Genomic DNA, 17,555 nt, shown 5'->3' with positions numbered 1-17,555 from the left:
AGCGGCCCCGGGACGCGCCTACTACTGGGCGTACTGCTGGGACAGCGGGCGTCGGCCCCCCTGCTCGGTCAGGGTGATCTGCCCGGCCTTGATGGTCGCGAGGCGCGGCGCCCGGCGGGCGATCGACGAGTCGTGGGTGACCATGATGAAGGTCAGCCCGTACTCGTGCCACAGCCCTTCCAGCAGGCCCATGATGTCGTCGCGGGTGCCCTCGTCGAGGTTTCCGGTCGGCTCGTCGGCGAGGAGCACCTTCGGCTTCTTGACCAGCGCGCGGGCGATGGCGACACGCTGCTGCTGACCGCCCGACAGCTCGGACGGCGCATGCGTCAGCCGCTCGCCGAGACCGACCGAACGCAGCGCCTCGGCGGCCCGCTCGCGCCGCTCCGCGGGCTTCACCCCGAGCGGTACGAGCGCGGTCTCGACGTTCTCCTGCGCGGTCAGCGTCGGGATGAGGTTGAACGACTGGAAGATGATGCCGATCTTCTCGGCGCGCAGCCGGGTCAGCTTGGCCTCGCTGATGGAGGCGAGGTCGACACCGTCCAGCTCGACGCTGCCGGCGGAGGGACGGTCCAGGCCGCCGATCATCTGGAGCAGGGTGGACTTGCCGCCGCCCGTGGGGCCCTGGATGACGAGCTGGTCGCCGTCCTCGATGGTGAGGTCGATGCCACGCAGCGCCTCCACCGTGTCCTTGCCCCGCGTGTAGCGCTTGGTGACGCCGGTGAGCTTGTACATGAGGTTCTCCGAAGATGAAGCAGGCGTTGAAGTGGGAGAGGAGGGGATGAGGAGAGGGGGCGAGAGGGAAGGGGATCGCCTGCAGGGGCTACGAGACGCTGCGCAGCGCGTCCGCCGGACGCATCCGCGAGGCGCGCCAGCCGCCCATCGCACCGGCGATCAGACCGCCCGCGATGGCCAGGCCCGCGGCGAGGGCGATGGTGGTCACCGAGACCGGCGCGGAGAGCGCGATCTCCATGGTGTTCTTGACCGCCTGCTGCCCGGGACCGCCGCCGCCGGGGCCGCCGCCCATGCCGCCACCGCCGCCACCACCGGTGTTGCCGAGCTCCGCGGTCAGCTTCGGGCTGATCGCCGTCACCGCGTACGCCGCGCCGAGGCCGATGGCGATGCCGAGCGCGCCGCCGATCAGACCGTTCACGATGGACTCGCCGACGACCTGCCGGGTGACCTTGCGGGAGGGCCAGCCGAGTGCCTTGAGGGTGCCGAACTCACGCACCCGGCGGGACACGGCGGAGGAGGTCAGCAGCGCCGCCACCAGGAACGCGGCCACGAGCACCGCGATGGACAGCCACTTGCCGACGCTGGTCGCCAGGTTCGAGGCGGTCGACAGGGAGCCGGAGACGGTGGAGGCGAGGTCGGCGGAGGTGGTGACCGTCGTACCCGAGATGTTCTTCTGGATGGTCGTCTTGACCGTGGTGATCTGCTTGGAGTCGGTCGCCTTGACGTAGATCGTGGTGACCTTGTTCTTCGCGTCGCCCAGCGTCTGCGCCTGCTTCAGCGGCAGGTAGACGTCGGTCGTCGACTCACTGCTGTCCGGCGTCGCGATCCCGATGACCGTGTACTTGGTGCCGGAGATCTTGAAGGTCTTGCCGACCGTGTACTTGTTCTCCTTGGCGTACGACTTGCTGACCACCGCGACCTTCGCGTCGGTCTGCGCCGACGTGAAGGTCTTGCCCGAGGTGATCTTCGAGGTGGCGAGCGGGCCGAGGTCCTGGTTGGTGACGTCGACGCCCGCGACGGAGTAGGAGTTCACGTCGAAGGAGGCGCCGCCGCCCTGCACCTGGGGCGCTCCCGTGCTGCCGCTGCCCTGGCCGCCGCCGGGGCCGCCCTGCTGGGAGGAGCCGCCGGACCCCGAGGACGTCGTGGACTTCGCGGTGCCCTGGGTGAAGGAGCCATCGACCTTGGTGACGTTCAGGCTCAGCGCGCCCACCGCGCTCGCCACGCCCTTCTGCGCGGAGACCTTGGTGACCAGGGAGGAGGCCAGGGACTGTCCGCCCTGCGTCATCACGCGGTCCGAGCTCTGCTTGGTGGAGCTGCTCGACTTGGCGTTGAAGTCGAACTTCGGTCTGCCGGACGAGTTGCTCGAAGGCGCCGCCTGGGCCTTGGTCACCGTCATGTCGGTGCCGAGCCCGTACAGCGACTTCAGGACCTTGTCCTGTGCCTGCTGCATACCGGCCGACACCGAGTTGACGGTGATGACCAGCGCGATACCGAGCGCCAGACCCATGGCGATCACCAGGGCCGCCTTCTTGCGCCGGCTCAGCTCACGCTTGAGATAGATGCCAAACATCCCGTTCCCCAAAGGTTCTTGGCGCCCGCTGTGGGCGCGGCCACAAGCTATGGAGAAACCTTTGAGCGGGGCTGAGTAAGAGATGTGTGAGAGCTGAGAAAGTAGGGTCCGGAATCAATATTCCGTAAGACAGCTGATTCCTAAGGTCCGGAGGGGCTATTGCCAGGAAACCCCTGTTGGGTGGGGTGCTGAGGGCAGGAGTCGGCCGGACGTAGGGGCGGGGGTGTTCCTTCGCGCCGCCTTCGGGTGCGCTGTGGCCTTTCTTTGAGACCCCGACGCGTGGCGACTTCGAGACCCCGGCGTACAGATGCGCGAACTTCTTTTGTACGGTCCCGGGATGCGCGATTCCTCTCCTGTCCCCCCGCGTGACGCTCGGCTGTCCCGCCGTGCCGCCCTCGGCCTCGCCGCGGCCGTCCCGCTGGCCGCGGCCTCCCCGGCGTCGGCCGCCACGCCCGTGATCGGCGGTGAGCGGCTCGCCCGCGCCGGCGTCCAGGTGAGCGGCGCCACGGGACTGCCCAAGCGGCTCACCGCCCGCTCCTGGCTCGTGGCCGACCACCAGAGCGGCGAGGTGCTGGCCTCGTACGACGCGCACACGCACCTGGCGCCCGCCTCCACGCTGAAGATGCTCTTCGCGGACACCGTGCTGAAGAACTTCGAGCGGACCGAGCGACACCGGGTGACCGACGCCGACCTCGCCGACATCCCCTCGGGCTCCAGCATGGTCGGCGTCAAGCCCGGCATCACCTACACGGTCGAGCAGTTGTGGCTCGGCGTCTTCCTGCGCTCCGGCAACGACGCGGTGCATGTCCTCAGCCACATGAACGGCGGCCTCGCCAGGACGGTCGCCCAGATGCAGGCCAAGGCCCAGGACCTGCAGGCCCTGGACACCCATGTGGTCAGCCCCGACGGCTTCGACCACAAGGGGCAGGTGTCGTCCGCCTACGACCTGACGCTCTTCGCCCGCCACGGCCTCGCCGACGCCGACTTCCGCGCCTACTGCCACACGAAGACCGCGAACTTCCCGGCGGGCGGCAAGAAGACCTTCCAGATCCAGAACACCGACCGCCTGCTGACGGGCGCGTGGGGTGTGCCGACGTACGACGGACTCATCGGCGTGAAGAACGGCTACACCAGCAACGCCGGCAACACCTTCACCGGCGCCGCGACCCGTGGCGGGCGGACCCTTCTCGTCACCGTGATGCACCCCAAGAGCGGCGGCAGCGGCGTCTACGAGGAGACGGCCGCGCTGCTCGACTGGGGGTTCAAGGAGGGCGCGAAGGCCCGGTCCGTGGGCGCCCTCGTCGATCCGCTCAGCGAGGGCGGCGCCTCCGCGGCTCCCACCCGGAAGGCGGGCAAGGCGGCGGCCGGAGCTCCCGCGGCGGCCGCGGGCGACGGCGGCTCGTCGTCGTGGGGGCTGGTCGGCGGAGCCGGGGGAGTGGTCGCGCTGCTCGCGGGCGGGGCGTACGCGTGGCGCAGGCGGCGGCGTGTGGCGGGGGACGAGGCTCCGGGGGGACGCCAGGAAGGTCAGGACCGCCAGGACGGTCAGGGACGTCACCAGGGCTGACCGCGGTGGCCGCTGGGGGTCGGCCGTTGTTGGGACAGCCGTTCCGAGGCCCGGAGCTCACCTCGCGGTCCCGCGCGAGGTCCGCCCCCACCCGGGCCGCGGAACGGCTGCCACCACCCCCCTCGGTGTGGACCGTGGTCGTACCGAAGTCCTCCACTCCAAGTGTGAAGCTCTGGTGGAGAAGCCACGAGCATAAGCCCGCCACCGGCCCGAACGGTACGGACGTTCAGCTTCCGTTTGTGTAGGTTGAGCCGTTGACGAGCCGTCGAGCTGTCCGGGGTCCGTCAGCCGCGCCCGACATACGGCATCGCGGTGGCCAGTACCGTCGCGAACTGCACATTCGCCTCCAGCGGCAGCTCGGCCATGTGCCGCACCGTGCGTGCCACGTCCGCCACGTCCATCACCGGCTCGACCGCCGTTTCCCCGTTCGCCTGCAACGCTCCCGTCCGCATGCGCTCGGTCATGTCGGTCGCCGCGTTGCCGATGTCGATCTGGCCGCAGGCGATCCGGTGCGGACGCCCGTCCAGGGACAGTGACTTGGTCAGCCCCGTCAGCGCGTGCTTGGTCGCCGTGTACGCCACCGACAGCGGGCGGGGCGTGTGCGCCGAGATCGAGCCGTTGTTGATGATCCGGCCGCCCTGCGGGTCCTGCTCCTTCATCTGCCGGTACGCGGCCTGCGCGCACAGGAACGCGCCGTTGAGGTTCGTGTTCACGACGTGCAGCCATGCCTCGTACGGCAGTTCCTCGACCGGGACGCCGCCGGGCCCGAACGTCCCCGCGTTGTTGAAGAGCAGGTCCAGCCGCCCGAAGCGCTCGCGCGCCGCGTCGAACAGGGCCGTCACGTCGTCGGGGCGCGAGACGTCGGTGCATACGACGAGGGAGGGCGCCTCGGGGGCGAGGGCGGCCGTCTCCTCCAGCGTCTGCGGCTTGCGTCCGGCGAGCGCCACCGACCAGCCGGTGCGCAGCAGTTCGACGGCCACCGCACGGCCGATGCCGGAGCCCGCGCCGGTCACCACCGCGATCTTCGCCTGCGAGGCGGGCAGGGCGTTCGAGTCGTTGAGGGCATTCATGGGCCCGCAGCGTAATCGGGAGGAGCTGCCGTGCGGTGTCGGCGACCTGGTCGTGACCGTCCTGGTCGGAACGTTCTGGTGGGACCGTCCTAGTCGGTCTCTCCGGGGTAGCGGACGCCGATCTGGGCGCGGATCGTGTCGAGCGTGCGCATCACGGCGAGGCTGCCGTCCAGGGGGACGAGCCGTGACTCCCTCTCGCCGGCCCGCAGGGCGCGCATCACCTCGGCGGCCTCGTGCTTGAGGCTGGTGCGCGGGCCGTGCGCCGGGTCGGCCGTGAACTCCTCGGGGTCGCGGCCGTCGCGGTGCAGCACGAGCCGGTCCGGGAAGAAGAAACCGCCCGGGATGTCGATGCGCCCCTGGGAACCGGTGACGGAGGCCGAGACAGGGGTGCCGCCGTTGACGGAGCAGTGCACCGAAGCGAGAGCGCCGCTCTCCCAGGTGAGCAGTGCTCCGGTCTGGAGATCGACGCCCTCGTCGGAGAGCACCGCTCTCGCGGTGATGCCCGAGGGCTCCCCCAGCAACAACTGCGCGAACGACACCGGATAGACGCCGAGATCGAGCAGCGCGCCACCGCCCTGCGCGGGGTCCCGCAGCCGGTGCGACGGCGGGAACGGGCCGTTGATCCCGAAGTCGGCCTGAATCGTGCGGACTTCACCGATCACACCGTCGTCGACGAGGCCCTTGAGCCGCCGGACCAGCGGATTGCAGTACATCCACATGGCCTCCATCAGGAAGCGGTCGTGCTCCTTGGCGAGCGCGACCAGTTCCTCCGCCTCGCGCACGTTCAGCGTGAGCGCCTTCTCGCACAGCACATGGCGCCCCGCCTCCAGACACATCCCGGCGGCGGCCCGGTGCGCCGAGTGCGGAGTGGCGACGTACACGACGTCGACGTCCTCGTCCGCCGCGAGCGAGGCCCAGTCCCCGTACGCCCTCGAAATCCCGAACCGCTCGGCGAACGCCTTCGCCGAGGCATCCGTCCGCGAGGCCACGGCCACGACCTCGGCGTCCGGCATGTCCACCAGATCCGCCGTGAAGGCCGCCGCGATCCCGCCGGTCGCCAGAATCCCCCACCGCACCCGCTCGCCCACGCCCGTCATTCCCGGCCTTTCGCTCTGCCACTTGAAGTTCTGTGACCCCGAACACTCCGTTCGAACTGAGAGCATAGGTGGCGGATTACTCGAAGAGGGAGGGGCTCATGCCCGAGCGCGGGCACACCAGGCGGGACCCGAAGGGCCCGGAAGCCCCGCAGGGGCACATACCGAACACGGTGGTGGCCGACGCGCCGGCGGTGGCCGACGCACCGCAGGCGCCCGAAGCGCCGGACCCCGGTGCCCTCCGTCGCACCGGACTCCTCGTCACCCTGATCCTCGGCGGACTCACCGCCACGCCCCCGCTGTCGATGGACATGTACCTCCCGGCCCTGCCGGAGGTCACCCGCGCACTGCACGCCCCCGCCGCCACCGTCCAGCTCACGCTGACCGCCTGCCTCGCCGGGATGGCGCTCGGCCAGCTCGTCGTCGGACCGATGAGCGACAAGTGGGGCCGCAGACGCCCGCTCCTCGTCGGCCTCGTCGTCTACGTCCTCGCCACCGCCCTGTGCGCCCTCGCCCCGAACGTCGAACTCCTCGTCGCCTTCCGCCTCGCCCAGGGCCTCGCGGGCGCGGCCGGCATCGTGATCGCGCGAGCCGTCGTCCGCGACCTGTACGACGGCATGGCCATGGCCCGCTTCTTCTCCACCCTCATGCTGATCTCCGGCGTCGCCCCCGTCGTCGCGCCCCTCATCGGCGGCCAGATCCTGCGTACCACCGACTGGCGGGGCGTGTTCGTCCTCCTCACGGCGGTCGGCATCGCACTCACCGCGCTCGTCTGGACGAGGCTCCCCGAGACCCTCGCGCCCGCGCAGCGCCACGGCGGCGGCGTCGGTGAGGCGCTGCACGCCATGCGCGGACTGCTCGCCGACCGCGTCTTCACCGGCTACACGCTGGCGGGCGGCTTCGCCTTCGCGGCACTGTTCGCCTACATAAGTGCCTCTCCTTTTGTGATCCAGGAGATCTACGGCGCGTCCCCGCAGACCTTCAGCCTGCTCTTCGGGATCAACTCCGTCGGCCTGGTGGTCGTCGGCCAGATCAACGGCAAGGTCCTCGTCGGCCGGGTGAGCCTCGACAAGGTCCTCGCGGTCGGCCTCGCCCTCATCGCCCTCGCCGCGACGGCGCTGCTCCTGCTCGCCACCGGCGTCTTCGGCAAGGCAGGCCTCGTCCCGGTGGCCGCGGCTCTCTTCGTCCTCATGTCCGCCATGGGCCTCGCCATGCCCAACACCCAGGCGCTGGCCCTGATGCGGGTACGGCACGCGGCCGGTTCCGCGTCCGCGCTGCTCGGCACCTCCTCCTTCCTCATCGGCGCGATCGCCTCCCCGCTCGTCGGCATCGCCGGGGAGCACACCGCGGTCCCGATGGCCGTCGTCCAACTGGCGGCGGTACTGGTGGCCATCGCCTTCTTCGTGGGACTGTGCCGTCCCTGGCGGACGGGACACACCGTGGACGGAAAGGCGGCGGGCAGCTGAGCGCACCGAGACTGCGCGTGGACACCCCGGAACGGGCCGGACTCGACCCGACGGAACTGCGCCACCTCGTACGGGACGTCCGCACCCTCACCCGTGGGCCGCGCCCCTGGACGGCGGGCGTCGTGCTGGTCGCCGGCCGTGGCCCCGTCATCGCCGTCGAGGAAGCGGCGGGCTGGGCCGTGCGCTACTCCTCGTACGACGAGAAGACCGACATCGGGGTCGAACTACCGCCCGGGGACCGGCGGCCGATGACCGTCCACACCCCCTTCGACCTGGCCTCCCTCACCAAGCTGTTCACGGCGGTCGCCGCGGTGCAGCAGCTGGAGCGGGGCACGCTGGGGATCGACGCGCGGGTGGGGGCGTATCTGCCGGAGTTCCGCGCGGCCTCCGCCCACGACATCACCGTACGACAGCTGCTCACGCACACCTCCGGGCTGCGCCCCGAACTCCCGCTGTACGACTGCCCGGACGACGCGGCGCGCCTCGCCCTGCTGCGGGCCGAGGCCCCTTCGTCCCCGCCGGGCGAGTACGTGTACTCCGACCTGAACCTGCTCCTCCTCCAACACGTCCTGGAACGCGTCACCGGCCGCACGCTCGACGTCCTCGTCCGCGACGGGATCACCCGGCCGCTCGGGATGACCGCCACGTCCTTCGGGCCGTGCGCGGGGGCGGCGGCGACCGAGGACCAGCGGCGGCCGTGGGGCAAGGCGGACCGGGGGATGCTGCGGGGGGTCGTGCACGACGAGAACGCGTGGGCGCTCGGTGGGGTGGCCGGGCACGCGGGCCTCTTCTCCACGGCCCACGACCTGGCGATCTTCTGCCGGACCCTCCTCGCGGGCGGTTCCTACGGCCCCGCCCGCATCCTCGGCCCCGACTTCGTCGAGCTGATGCTCACCCCGCCGGGCCTCGGCTTCGCCGTCGACCAGCCCTGGTTCATGGGTGCGCTCGCCGGGCGGGGCGCCGCGGGGCACACCGGTTTCACCGGTACGTCCCTTGTACTGGACCCCGCGACGGACACGTTCCTGGTGCTCCTCGCGAACACGGTGCATCCCCGCCGCCGGCCGCCGGACAGCGCGCCCCGGGCAGAGGCGGCGACGCGGCTCGCGAGGGCGGTACGGGGCGCGTGAGCCGGGGGTTGTGTTCACTGCGGTGAAGGGGCACTGCGCGCATCTTGGCGGGGCCGGAGGGGCGGAGCCCCTGGGGACGGGACGGGTAGGGGCGGCGGGGGCGAGGACCTCCTGGCGGCGACCGTAGAATCGGCGGGTGAACGTCCCCGTACATCCCGCCGAGACCCTGCGTACCGCCCTCGCCGGACTCCTCGACGGCCTCCCGCCGAAGGCGGCCACACAGGCGGTCGACCGGCTGATCGCGAACTACCGGGGAACGACCCCCACCCACACCCCGGTCCTCCGCGACCGCTCCGACGTGGTCGCGTACGCCGCCTACCGCATGCCGGCGACCTTCGAGGCGGTGCGATCGGCGCTGGAGGCGTTCGCGGACGCGGTCGGGCAGTGGACGCCGGCGAGCCACGTGGACGTCGGCGGCGGCACGGGCGCCGCGACCTGGGCGGTGAACGCGACCTGGGCGGGCACCCGCCCCGTGACCGTGCTCGACTGGGCCGAGCCCGCCCTCGCGCTGGGCCGCGAGATCGCCGCGGCGAACCCGGAGCTGAAGTCCGCCGAATGGCACCGCTCTCGTATCGGATCGGCGCTCACCATCGAGAGCACTGATCTCGTCACCGTCTCCTACGTCCTCGGCGAGCTCACCGACGCCGACCGCGCCTCCGTCGTGACCGCCGCCGCGACCGCCGCTCAGGCCGTCGTGATCATCGAGCCCGGTACGCCCGACGGCTACGCGCGTGTCATCGAGGCGCGCAGCCGTCTGATCACCGCCGGGTTCCACGTCGCCGCCCCCTGCCCGCACAGCGCGGCCTGCCCGATCGTCCCCGGCGAGGACTGGTGCCACTTCTCCGCCCGGGTCGCGCGTTCCTCCCTGCACCGTCAGGTCAAGGGCGGCTCCCTGCCCTACGAGGACGAGAAGTTCAGCTACGTCGCCGCCACCCGCTTCCCGCCGGCCCCGGCCCCCTCCCGCGTCGTACGCAAGCCGCAGATCCGCAAGGGCCAGGTACTCCTGGACCTGTGCGGCCCCGACGAGGCCCTGCACCGCGAGACGGTGACCAAGCGTCACGGGTCGCTGTACCGGGCGGCCCGCGACGCGGACTGGGGCGACGCCTGGCCACCGCCGCCCGCCGAGGACTGACAGCCAGGGCTCAGCACCTCAACAGCGCGGCTCCTCAGCACCTCAGCTCCTGTGTGCAGCACTTCACGCTGCCGCCGCCCTTGAGGAGCTCGCTCAGGTCGATGCCGACGGGCTCGAAGCCACGTTCCCGCAGCGGACCGAGGAGCCCCGTCGCGGCCTGCGGCAGCAGCACGTGCAGGCCGTCCGAGACCGCGTTGAGGCCGAACACGGCGGCATCCTCGGCACCGGCGATCAGCGCGTCGGGGAACAGCCGCCGCAGCACCTCCCGGCTACCGGGGGAGAAGGCGGGCGGGTGGTACATGACCTCGTCCGTGGTGTCGTCGAGGACGGCGAGGGCGGTGTCGAGGTGGTAGTAGCGGGGGTCGACCAGGTCGAGCCCGATCACCGGTCGCGCGAAGAACTCCTGGGCCTCGCCGTGTGAGAGGGGGCTCGCGCGAAAGCCCCGGCCGGCGAGTACGTAGGAGGCGGTGACCGCGAAGTCGCCCTCGCCCTCGTTGACGTGGACCGGCTCGTGGACGTCCGGGAAGCCGTGCGCGCGGAACCACTCCAGGTGGGCCGCCGACTCCGGTTCGCGCTCGCGGTGCGCGAACCGGGCGCCCAGTACTCGGCCGTCGACGACCGTCGCCCCGTTCGCGGCGAAGACCATGTCCGGCAGGCCGGGGCGCGGGGTGAGTTCCTCGACCGTGTGGCCGAGCGCGCGGTAACGGCTGCGCAGGTCCTCCCACTGGGCGACGGCGAGCGGCACGTCGACCGGCTTGGCGGGGTTCATCCACGGGTTGATGGCGTAGGTGACGTCGAAGTGTGCGGGTGGGCACATCAGATAGCGCCGGGGTGTGGCGCGGCGGGGAGGCTGCAAGGAGGGCTCCTCACGTACCGCAGGGGCAGGTGATGCCCATGGTGCGGTCCGCGGGGCCCGTCGGCCCCTTGGCGAACGGGTGGACTTCGCAGGGCCACGACGGTTCTCGCCCCCCGTCGCTCCTACCCGTCCCATCCCCCAGGGGCTTCGCCCCTTCGACCCCACTGGGGGCTGCGCCCGCAGACCCCCTATCGGCCTGAACGGCCTCGTCCTCAAACGCCGGACGGGCTGAAAGATGTGCGCCAGCGCTCTTGAGGGGCGCGGGGAACTGCGCGACCAGCCCCCACCGGCCGTCAGCCCGGTCGCGAGACGCCCCGTCTTGTCAGCCTGTTAAATTCGCCCCATGGCCCACACGCCCCGCCCCTCCGCCAAATCCACCCCCGACTCCACCCGCCGCAGCGAGAAGTCCCGGCGCGCGATCTTCGACGCCGCCCTTGCCCTCGTCGGAGAGGTCGGCTACCCCAAGACCACCATCGAGGGCATCGCCGCCCGCGCGGGCGTCGGCAAGCAGACGATCTATCGGTGGTGGGCGTCGAAGGCGGACGTCCTGCTGGAGGCGTTCATCGATCTGAGCGCCCAGGCGGCGGAGGCGGCGGACCGGCCGGAGGTGCTGGGGGAACGCGCGGAGTACGCCATCCCGGACACCGGTGACCTCGCGGCCGACCTCAAGCTGGTCCTGCGCGCGACCGTCGACGAACTCCAGAACCCCAAGTTCGAGATCCCCTCGCGCGCCCTGGCCGCGGAGGGACTCGTGAACGAGGCGCTCGGCGTCGAGTTCGTGAGCAAGCTCCTCGAACCCCAGCTCCAGCTCTACGTGAAGCGGCTGCGGTCCGCCCAGGCCAAGGGCGACGTGCGGCCCGACATCGACCCCCGCATCGCCCTGGAACTCTTCGTCTCCCCGCTCGCGCAGCGCTGGCTCCAGCACACCGGCCCCATCTCGTACGCGTATACGGACACCCTCGTCGACTACGCGCTGTACGGCCTCACTCCACGGGGATGAATCATGCCAAAGCGCCCCGGATGGGGGGCTCTGTCCATTCGGGGCGCGGGAGAGTGGGACCATAGAGGTTGTTGAAGGCGTTCGTCGGCACGATGGACTGACGTGAACGTGAGCGTGAACGACGTGAACGTGACTGTCGTGAACGTGAGGGACGTGGACGCCGCGACACGACCGCTGTCGGCACAACTGCTTGGCGAGGGGATTGATGAGCGCAGAGTTCGGCCGCCGCTCCGGCGCGCAGGGCAGGATCTCCCAGTGGCTGCGTGGTCGCCGTCCGAAGGGTGCGACGGAGATCGCTGCCGACGGCGGGCGCGAGGCCCTGCTGATCGCCGCCGCCGCCGCGGGGCTGCCGCTCGCGCAGGCCGCGTACCCCTCCGGCTACCGCTGTTCCTGTGACCGCGTCGGCTGCCCCACCCCCGCGCGCCACCCCGTCTCCTTCGCCTGGCAGACCCAGTCCACGACCGACCGCGCCCAGATCGAGCGGTGGGTCAGGCACCAGCCGCAGGCCAACTTCATCACCGCGACCGGCATGGTGCACGACGTCCTCGACGTGCCCGTCGACGCGGGCCGCGAGGCGCTGGAGCGGCTGCTCGCCTCCGGTGTGGAGGTGGGGCCCGTCGCACAGAGCGGCGACGGCCGCATGTTCTTCTTCACGCTCACCCGCGGTACGCCCGAGGACGAGGACGAGTGGTGGCCGTGCGAGCTGGACTCGCACCCCGAGACGACGGACGAGCACCCCGGTCTGCGCTGGCACTGCCGAGGCTCGTACGTCCTGGTGCCGCCGGCCCAGCTCCCCGGCGGCCTGACGGTCGACTGGGTACGGGGCCCGGAACACCCCCTCCCCGACCCCCTGAGCCTGCTCGAGGCCCTGACGGACGCCTGCGCCCGTTACGCGGGCGAGAACGAGTCGGACGACCAGCTGGCAGCCTGGCCCCACCGCAACTAGCCGACCGGAACAGGCTTCACCGGAAACCGGCTTCACCGGAACCGGCCGAGCCCCCGGCTATCCGCCCTTCGCCCCCGTGAGCCCCTCGATCCGCCCCAGCACCGCCACCCGTTGCTTCTGCGCGCTCTTCCCGGGGTCCAGGACCGCCTGGTTGGAGACGAACTCCAGGGTGAGGGACTGCTTGATGTCACCGGTCGTCAGAGCCTTGACGTCCGCGCTGGGGGCCGGGATCTCGGTGCCCTGCGCGGCGGTCTGCTTCTCGAAGCGGCGGGTGGTGAAGAAGACCAGCGCGCCGCCGTCCGCGGTGCGCAGCCCCACCGGGGCGTAGTCGCCGGAGGCCAGCGGCTCGTCGATGTACTGCCGGGCGAGACCGGGCTTGGTGGCGTTCTTGGCGCGCTGGGTCCGCCACTGCGAGGTGTGCAGGCCCGGTGCGAAGGTGTCGCCGCCGCTCTTCAGATACGTGGTGTACGACTGGCTCAGCCTGTCCGGCGCGACGGCCAGAGCCGTGTCGTTCCCGGTGACGGGCTGCGCCCAACCGTCCTTGTCCTGCTGGAACTTCGGTACGTCGGTGGCGGCGAGGACCGTCAGGTACGAGGCCTGCCACACGTCGTTCGCGCTGCCCCGGGTGAAGACGAGCAGCCAACGGTAGCCCGCCACACCCTTGTTGGCCTCGGCGTCGGCCACGAACCAGCGCGGCCAGCCCGCCTTCGCCGGTATCGAGAACTTCGCGTCGCTCAGCGACAGCGGCGAATAGGACGGGTTGCCGCCCGGATTGTTCTTCTGCCCGGCCGTCAGCTTCGCCCCGTCGATGGCACCCAGGGCGCCGGTGACGCGATCCGCGTCCAGGGAGCTGTCGTTCGCCTTGTCCGCCTTGTTGTAGGCGGCGGTGAAGTCCTTGAGCGCACGGGCGGCCTCGGTCCGGGTCGCCGTCGGTACGACCTCCCGCTCCCCGTGCACCACCACGCAGCCGCTCGCCGTCAAGGACAGAACGGTCACCGCCCCCGTTGTCAGGGCGAACCGGTTGAGACTACGAAGCCTTCGTGGGCTGCGACCCGCGCGATCCCTGCTCATCAGGTACCTTCACCTTCCCCTTCCCGGAGGCGAACCCTACCGGGGCGAGGAAGATCGCGAGTGTCGGGACCAGGTACAGCGCCCACACCGTGACCTGAAGGACCGTCGGGTCGGGCTGGAAGTTCAACACGCCCTTGAGGAGCGTGCCGTACCAGCTGTCCGGCGGGATCGTGCCACTGATGTCGAAGGCGAGATTCCGCAGCCCCGGGATCCAGTCGGCCTCCTGCAGGTCGTGGACGCCGTACGCGAGCACACCCGCCGCGACCACGACCAGCATGCCGCCGGTCCAGGTGAAGAACTTCGCGAGGTTGATCTTCAGGGCGCCCCGGTAGAAGAGCCAGCCGAGGAAGACCGCGGTGGCCAGGCCCAGGGCGACACCGATCAGCGGGCGCGGGGTGCCGTCGCTCGCCGCGTGCACGGACGCCCACACGAACAGCGCCGTCTCCAGGCCCTCCCGGCCGACGGCCAGGAACGCGGTCGCGACCAGCGCGCCCGTGCCCATCGCCAGCGCCGCGTCCAGCTTGCCGTGCAGTTCGGACTTCAGATGCCGGGCGGTGCGCCGCATCCAGAAGACCATCCACGTCACCAGGCCGACCGCGACGATCGACAGCGAACCGCCGAGCGCCTCCTGCGCCTCGAACGTCAGCTCCTGGGAGCCGAATTCGAGCGCGCAGCCGAAGCCGAGCGCGAGCGCGATCGCGACGCCGATGCCCATCCAGATGGGCTTCAGGGCGTCCTTGCGGTCGGTCTTCACCAGGTAGGCGATGAGGATGCAGACGACGAGACTGGCTTCCAGTCCCTCGCGCAGGCCGATCAGATAGTTGCCGAACACGGGCTACGCCTCCTTGGAGAACAGCGCGCGCCCCCACCAGTCGTCCTTGTCGAGGACGCCGGGCGGGACGGCGAAGACCGCCGAACTCACGTGCTGGATGTACTCGTTGAGCGCGTCGGAGCGCGCGAGGCTGCGCTGTACCGGGATGAACCCCTTGCGCACGTCACGCTGGTAGGCGAGGAAGAACAGCCCGGCCTCCAGCCTGCCGAGGCCGTCCGTGCCGTCCGTGAAGGAGTAGCCGCGGCGCAGCAGGGTGATCCCGTCGTTGGAGTCGGGATGCGCGAGCCGTACGTGGGCGTCGGGCTTCATCGCCTTCAGGAACGGCTCGTCGCGCTCCTTGGCCTTGCCGACCGGCGCGCCCTCGCCCTTGTCCCGGCCGAAGACGTCCTCCTGCTCCTGCAGCGAGGTCCGGTCCCAGGTCTCGATGTTCATCCGGATGCGGCGCGCCACGAGGTACGAGCCGCCGGTCATCCAGGCGGGACCCTCGTCCTCGCCCACCCACACGAACTTCTTCAGGCGGTCCGGCTCGGTGCCCGCGATGTTGCGGGTGCCGTCCTTGAACCCCATGAGGTTGCGGGGGGTCTGGGCGTCGGGAGTCGTCGAGGAGGTCTTGCCGAAGCCGAGCTGCGACCAGCGGATGGCGACCTTGCCGAAGCCGATCCGGGCCAGGTTGCGGATCGCGTGCACCGCGACCTGCGGGTCGTCCGCGCAGGCCTGGACGCACAGGTCGCCGTCGCTGCGCGTCTTCTCCAGGTTGTCGCCGGGGAACGACGGCAGGTCGACGAGGGCCTCCGGCCGCTGCCCCGCCAGCCCGAACTTCTCGCCGTACTTCTCGAACAGCGAGGGCCCGAAACCGATGGTCAGCGTCAGCCGGGACGGCTTGAGGCCCAGGGCCTCGCCGGTGTCGTCCGGCGGTGCCTCGGCCAGTCCGCCGTACGCGCCCTCGCCGACCGCGTGCCCCGCGGTCATCCGGCGCGCGGCGGCCGTCCAGTCCTTCAGCATCTGGACGAACTCGGCGCGGTCCTCCGTCTTCACGTCGAACGAGGCGAAGTGCAACCGGTCCTGCACCGGCGTCGCGATGCCCGCCTGGTGCGCGCCGTGGAAGGCGATCGCGGCGCCGGTCTCGGCACCCGCCGGGTCCACGTCGTTGCCGGTGCGGGTCATCGCCACCGCGCCGCCGGCCGCGGCGGCCCCGAGCGCGAGCCCGGCACCGCCCCAGCCGATCAGCGAACGCCGGGAGGGCGAAGGTCCGCCCGCTGCTTGTGTGGTGTCGTTCGTCATGATGTGCCCCGCCTACTTCACAACAACCGCGGCGAGCTTGGACAGCGGCTCGGCGAGCGCGTTCACCGCGTCCGAGAGCTCCTTGCGCTGCTCCTTGGTGACCTTGTCGTACGACACGAAGCCGTTCTGCGCCTTCTCCTGCGGATCGTCCGTGCGGTACTTGTCGAGCAGCGTGTTCAGCGCCGAGAACTGCTTGTCGAGCTCCGTGGTCAGCGCCTTGTCGTTCTGCTGTGCGACCGGCTTGAGCAGCTCGTACGACTTCTGCGCGCCCTCGACGTTGCCCTTGAAGTCGCTGAGGTCGGTGTGCGAGTAGCGGTCCTCCTCGCCGGTGACCTTGCCGGTGGCGACCTCGTCGAGGAGTTCCTTGGCGCCGTTGGCCATGGAGGTCGGGGTGATCTCGGCCTTGCCGACCCGCTTCTGCCAGTCCTTCAGGTCGGTGACCAGCTCATCGGCGAGGGTCTTCTGCTCCGCGCCGATCTTCTTGTCCTGCCAGAGGGCCTTCTCCAGGGCGTGCCAGCCGGTCCACTTCTGGCCCTTCTCCAGGTCGTTGACGCGGGTGTCGGTCTTGGGGTCGATGTCCCCGAAGGACTCGGCGATCGGCTCGGTGCTCTCCCAGCCGAAGCGGGAGGGGGCGTAGGCCTGCTGGGCGGCCTCGATGTCGCCGGCCTTGATGGCGTCGGCGAACGTCTGCACCTTCGGGATCGTCGCGTCGGCCTGCTCCTGCGCGTATTCGCGGTAGGCGGCGACGGCCTTGTCGAGGCGCGGGTCGCGCTTGGCGACCGTGCCACCGGTCACGGCGAGCTTCTGGCGGACGCCGAGGCCCTTCATGCCGGGGCGGCAGGCTATCTCGTACGAACCGGCCTTGACCTCGGCGGTCAGCGTGTACTTCGTGCCCGGGCCGATGTTCTCCTTCTCGGAGACGATCCGGTCGTCCGGGAAGAGGATCTCGACCTCGGTGGCCTTCGAGCCCTTGTTCTCGATGTTCAGGGTGACCTGGCCGGCCGGGACGGACTTCGAGGAGGTCTCGCACTTGGAGTCGGCGGCGGTCACCTGAATCGCGTCGCCGGACCCGGCGTCGCTCTTCTCGGTGCAGCCCGTGACGGCGGCCAGAGCGGCCGCGGTCGCGGCGGCGGTGACAACTGAGAGTCGGACGGCTCGCATTCAGGCTCCAAGAGAACGACGGACAAACCAGGCGGAAGATCCCCGCTGGCATGGTGAGGCTGGCCTAACTTACCTGAGGCTTACCTCAGTCCTACCCACCCCTACGGTGATTCAGCTCTCACGGTTGACGCACAGGCACGGCCTGATCACGGTGGCTCAAACTGGACCCCAAGGGAAGGTCAAGTGATGGTCAAGCGTCTCGTTCGGCGGCCACGGCGCCCCGTTCGGGAGTCACCAGGACGGCACCCGTCCGGGGGTGCGGGAACACTTCAACGGGCTGGCGGTAGACCTCACTCGGCAACTCGCCCGCGAAAACCTCGGCCGGCGGCCCCTCGGCGGCGACACGACCGGCGCACAGAATCGCCACCCGGTGCGCGTACGCGGCCGCGAGCCCCGGATCGTGCAACACCACGACCACCGCGTCACCGGCGTGCGCCCTTGCCCGGCACACCCGCAGCACCAACTCCTGGTGCCTGAGGTCGCGACGGCCACGTCGTCGTCCTCCCGGCTCGTGCCCGCCCAGGGCGAGTTCGGGCGCCGGCCACTCCGGGGCGGGGCGACCGTGGATCCGTACCACGCGTGGACTTTCCCGCCCCGTTGGGACCGACCAGCGCCAGCACCTCGTCCCCGTCGACGGCACACTCGGCTGGGGC

Annotated in this window: 15 protein-coding genes and 1 pseudogene; 6 read left to right on the top strand and 10 right to left on the bottom strand. The window is 70.8% G+C overall.

Features of this window, described 5'->3' with window-relative positions; all coding sequences use genetic code 11:
• Window positions 1-21 precede the first annotated feature (21 nt).
• Window positions 22-732, bottom strand: a complete 711-nt coding sequence (locus ACZ7M2_RS03020; protein ID WP_352045592.1) for an ABC transporter ATP-binding protein — start codon at window positions 730-732, stop codon at window positions 22-24.
• Between the two features lie 88 nt (window positions 733-820).
• Window positions 821-2,302, bottom strand: coding sequence for an ABC transporter permease (locus ACZ7M2_RS03015; RefSeq protein ID WP_471593878.1), 1,482 nt, complete (start codon window positions 2,300-2,302; stop codon window positions 821-823).
• 337 nt (window positions 2,303-2,639) lie between these two features.
• On the opposite strand from ACZ7M2_RS03015, the gene ACZ7M2_RS03010 reads away from it, so the two are divergent.
• Window positions 2,640-3,866 (top strand): D-alanyl-D-alanine carboxypeptidase family protein, encoded by a 1,227-nt coding sequence (locus ACZ7M2_RS03010; RefSeq protein WP_471593877.1) that lies wholly within the window; start codon window positions 2,640-2,642, stop codon window positions 3,864-3,866.
• A 284-nt stretch (window positions 3,867-4,150) separates the two neighbouring features.
• On the opposite strand, the gene ACZ7M2_RS03005 is transcribed toward ACZ7M2_RS03010, so the two are convergent.
• Window positions 4,151-4,936 (bottom strand): SDR family oxidoreductase, encoded by a 786-nt coding sequence (locus ACZ7M2_RS03005; RefSeq protein WP_471593876.1) that lies wholly within the window; start codon window positions 4,934-4,936, stop codon window positions 4,151-4,153.
• An 89-nt stretch (window positions 4,937-5,025) separates the two neighbouring features.
• Window positions 5,026-6,033: a Gfo/Idh/MocA family protein gene (locus ACZ7M2_RS03000; protein WP_471593875.1), complete on the bottom strand. Its 1,008-nt coding sequence runs from the start codon at window positions 6,031-6,033 to the stop codon at window positions 5,026-5,028.
• A 98-nt stretch (window positions 6,034-6,131) separates the two neighbouring features.
• Between ACZ7M2_RS03000 and ACZ7M2_RS02995 the strand changes: the two genes are divergently transcribed.
• The 3 genes from ACZ7M2_RS02995 (at window position 6,132) to ACZ7M2_RS02985 (ending at window position 9,755) form a co-directional block, all read left to right on the top strand.
• Window positions 6,132-7,496, top strand: coding sequence for a multidrug effflux MFS transporter (locus ACZ7M2_RS02995; protein WP_471593874.1), 1,365 nt, complete (start codon window positions 6,132-6,134; stop codon window positions 7,494-7,496).
• A 17-nt stretch (window positions 7,497-7,513) separates the two neighbouring features.
• Window positions 7,514-8,623 carry a serine hydrolase domain-containing protein gene (locus ACZ7M2_RS02990; protein ID WP_471593873.1) on the top strand — a complete coding sequence of 370 codons (1,110 nt, stop codon included), beginning with the start codon at window positions 7,514-7,516 and terminating at the stop codon, window positions 8,621-8,623.
• Window positions 8,624-8,759: 136 nt separating this feature from the next.
• A complete protein-coding gene (locus ACZ7M2_RS02985) occupies window positions 8,760-9,755 on the top strand; it encodes a small ribosomal subunit Rsm22 family protein (protein WP_471593872.1) in 996 nt (331 codons plus the stop codon).
• A gap of 34 nt (window positions 9,756-9,789) precedes the next feature.
• Here the strand turns inward: ACZ7M2_RS02985 and ddaH are convergent, their stop codons facing one another.
• Entirely contained in the window at window positions 9,790-10,611 is an 822-nt protein-coding gene (ddaH, locus tag ACZ7M2_RS02980) for a dimethylargininase (protein WP_471593871.1), read from the bottom strand.
• A 343-nt stretch (window positions 10,612-10,954) separates the two neighbouring features.
• On the opposite strand from ddaH, the gene ACZ7M2_RS02975 reads away from it, so the two are divergent.
• Window positions 10,955-11,611 carry a TetR/AcrR family transcriptional regulator gene (locus ACZ7M2_RS02975; RefSeq protein ID WP_471593870.1) on the top strand — a complete coding sequence of 219 codons (657 nt, stop codon included), beginning with the start codon at window positions 10,955-10,957 and terminating at the stop codon, window positions 11,609-11,611.
• Between the two features lie 205 nt (window positions 11,612-11,816).
• On the top strand, window positions 11,817-12,557 hold the full coding sequence (locus ACZ7M2_RS02970) for a bifunctional DNA primase/polymerase (RefSeq protein ID WP_075026527.1): 741 nt from the start codon (window positions 11,817-11,819) through the stop codon (window positions 12,555-12,557).
• Window positions 12,558-12,614: 57 nt separating this feature from the next.
• Here ACZ7M2_RS02970 and ACZ7M2_RS02965 read toward each other — a convergent pair whose 3' ends face one another.
• The 5 genes and pseudogenes from ACZ7M2_RS02965 to ACZ7M2_RS02945 form a co-directional block, all read right to left on the bottom strand.
• The gene (locus ACZ7M2_RS02965) at window positions 12,615-13,628 is read right to left on the bottom strand and encodes an SCO2278 family lipoprotein (protein WP_471593869.1); all 1,014 of its coding nucleotides are present in this window, start codon (window positions 13,626-13,628) and stop codon (window positions 12,615-12,617) included.
• Window positions 13,585-14,460 (bottom strand): iron uptake transporter permease EfeU, encoded by an 876-nt coding sequence (gene efeU / locus ACZ7M2_RS02960; protein ID WP_471593868.1) that lies wholly within the window; start codon window positions 14,458-14,460, stop codon window positions 13,585-13,587. The genes ACZ7M2_RS02965 and efeU overlap by 44 nt, the downstream gene beginning before the upstream one ends.
• A 3-nt stretch (window positions 14,461-14,463) precedes the next feature.
• On the bottom strand, window positions 14,464-15,741 hold the full coding sequence (efeB, locus tag ACZ7M2_RS02955; RefSeq protein WP_352045581.1) for an iron uptake transporter deferrochelatase/peroxidase subunit: 1,278 nt from the start codon (window positions 15,739-15,741) through the stop codon (window positions 14,464-14,466).
• A gap of 12 nt (window positions 15,742-15,753) precedes the next feature.
• Window positions 15,754-16,902 carry an iron uptake system protein EfeO gene (efeO, locus tag ACZ7M2_RS02950; protein WP_471593867.1) on the bottom strand — a complete coding sequence of 383 codons (1,149 nt, stop codon included), beginning with the start codon at window positions 16,900-16,902 and terminating at the stop codon, window positions 15,754-15,756.
• A gap of 190 nt (window positions 16,903-17,092) precedes the next feature.
• A pseudogene (locus ACZ7M2_RS02945) lies at window positions 17,093-17,537 on the bottom strand (ATP-binding cassette domain-containing protein); the annotation flags it as partial.
• Window positions 17,538-17,555 lie beyond the last annotated feature (18 nt).

It is taken from the genome of Streptomyces sp. NPDC111507, from assembly GCF_055638955.1.
Note: the sequence above shows the minus strand (reverse complement) of the source record. Positions and strands in the feature narration are given on the sequence as shown.

Excerpts from the sequence above, each read along its gene's own strand:
- efeO (WP_471593867.1), bottom strand. The coding sequence starts at position 16,902 with ATGCGAGCCGTCCGACTCTCAGTTGTCACCGCCGCCGCGACCGCGGCC.
- ACZ7M2_RS02970 (WP_075026527.1), top strand. The coding sequence starts at position 11,817 with ATGAGCGCAGAGTTCGGCCGCCGCTCCGGCGCGCAGGGCAGGATCTCC.
- ACZ7M2_RS03010 (WP_471593877.1), top strand. The coding sequence starts at position 2,640 with ATGCGCGATTCCTCTCCTGTCCCCCCGCGTGACGCTCGGCTGTCCCGC.
- ACZ7M2_RS02975 (WP_471593870.1), top strand. The coding sequence starts at position 10,955 with ATGGCCCACACGCCCCGCCCCTCCGCCAAATCCACCCCCGACTCCACC.
- ACZ7M2_RS03020 (WP_352045592.1), bottom strand. The coding sequence starts at position 732 with ATGTACAAGCTCACCGGCGTCACCAAGCGCTACACGCGGGGCAAGGAC.
- ACZ7M2_RS02995 (WP_471593874.1), top strand. The coding sequence starts at position 6,132 with ATGCCCGAGCGCGGGCACACCAGGCGGGACCCGAAGGGCCCGGAAGCC.
- ACZ7M2_RS03015 (WP_471593878.1), bottom strand. The coding sequence starts at position 2,302 with ATGTTTGGCATCTATCTCAAGCGTGAGCTGAGCCGGCGCAAGAAGGCG.
- ACZ7M2_RS03005 (WP_471593876.1), bottom strand. The coding sequence starts at position 4,936 with ATGAATGCCCTCAACGACTCGAACGCCCTGCCCGCCTCGCAGGCGAAG.
- efeB (WP_352045581.1), bottom strand. The coding sequence starts at position 15,741 with ATGACGAACGACACCACACAAGCAGCGGGCGGACCTTCGCCCTCCCGG.
- ACZ7M2_RS02965 (WP_471593869.1), bottom strand. The coding sequence starts at position 13,628 with ATGAGCAGGGATCGCGCGGGTCGCAGCCCACGAAGGCTTCGTAGTCTC.
- ACZ7M2_RS03000 (WP_471593875.1), bottom strand. The coding sequence starts at position 6,033 with ATGACGGGCGTGGGCGAGCGGGTGCGGTGGGGGATTCTGGCGACCGGC.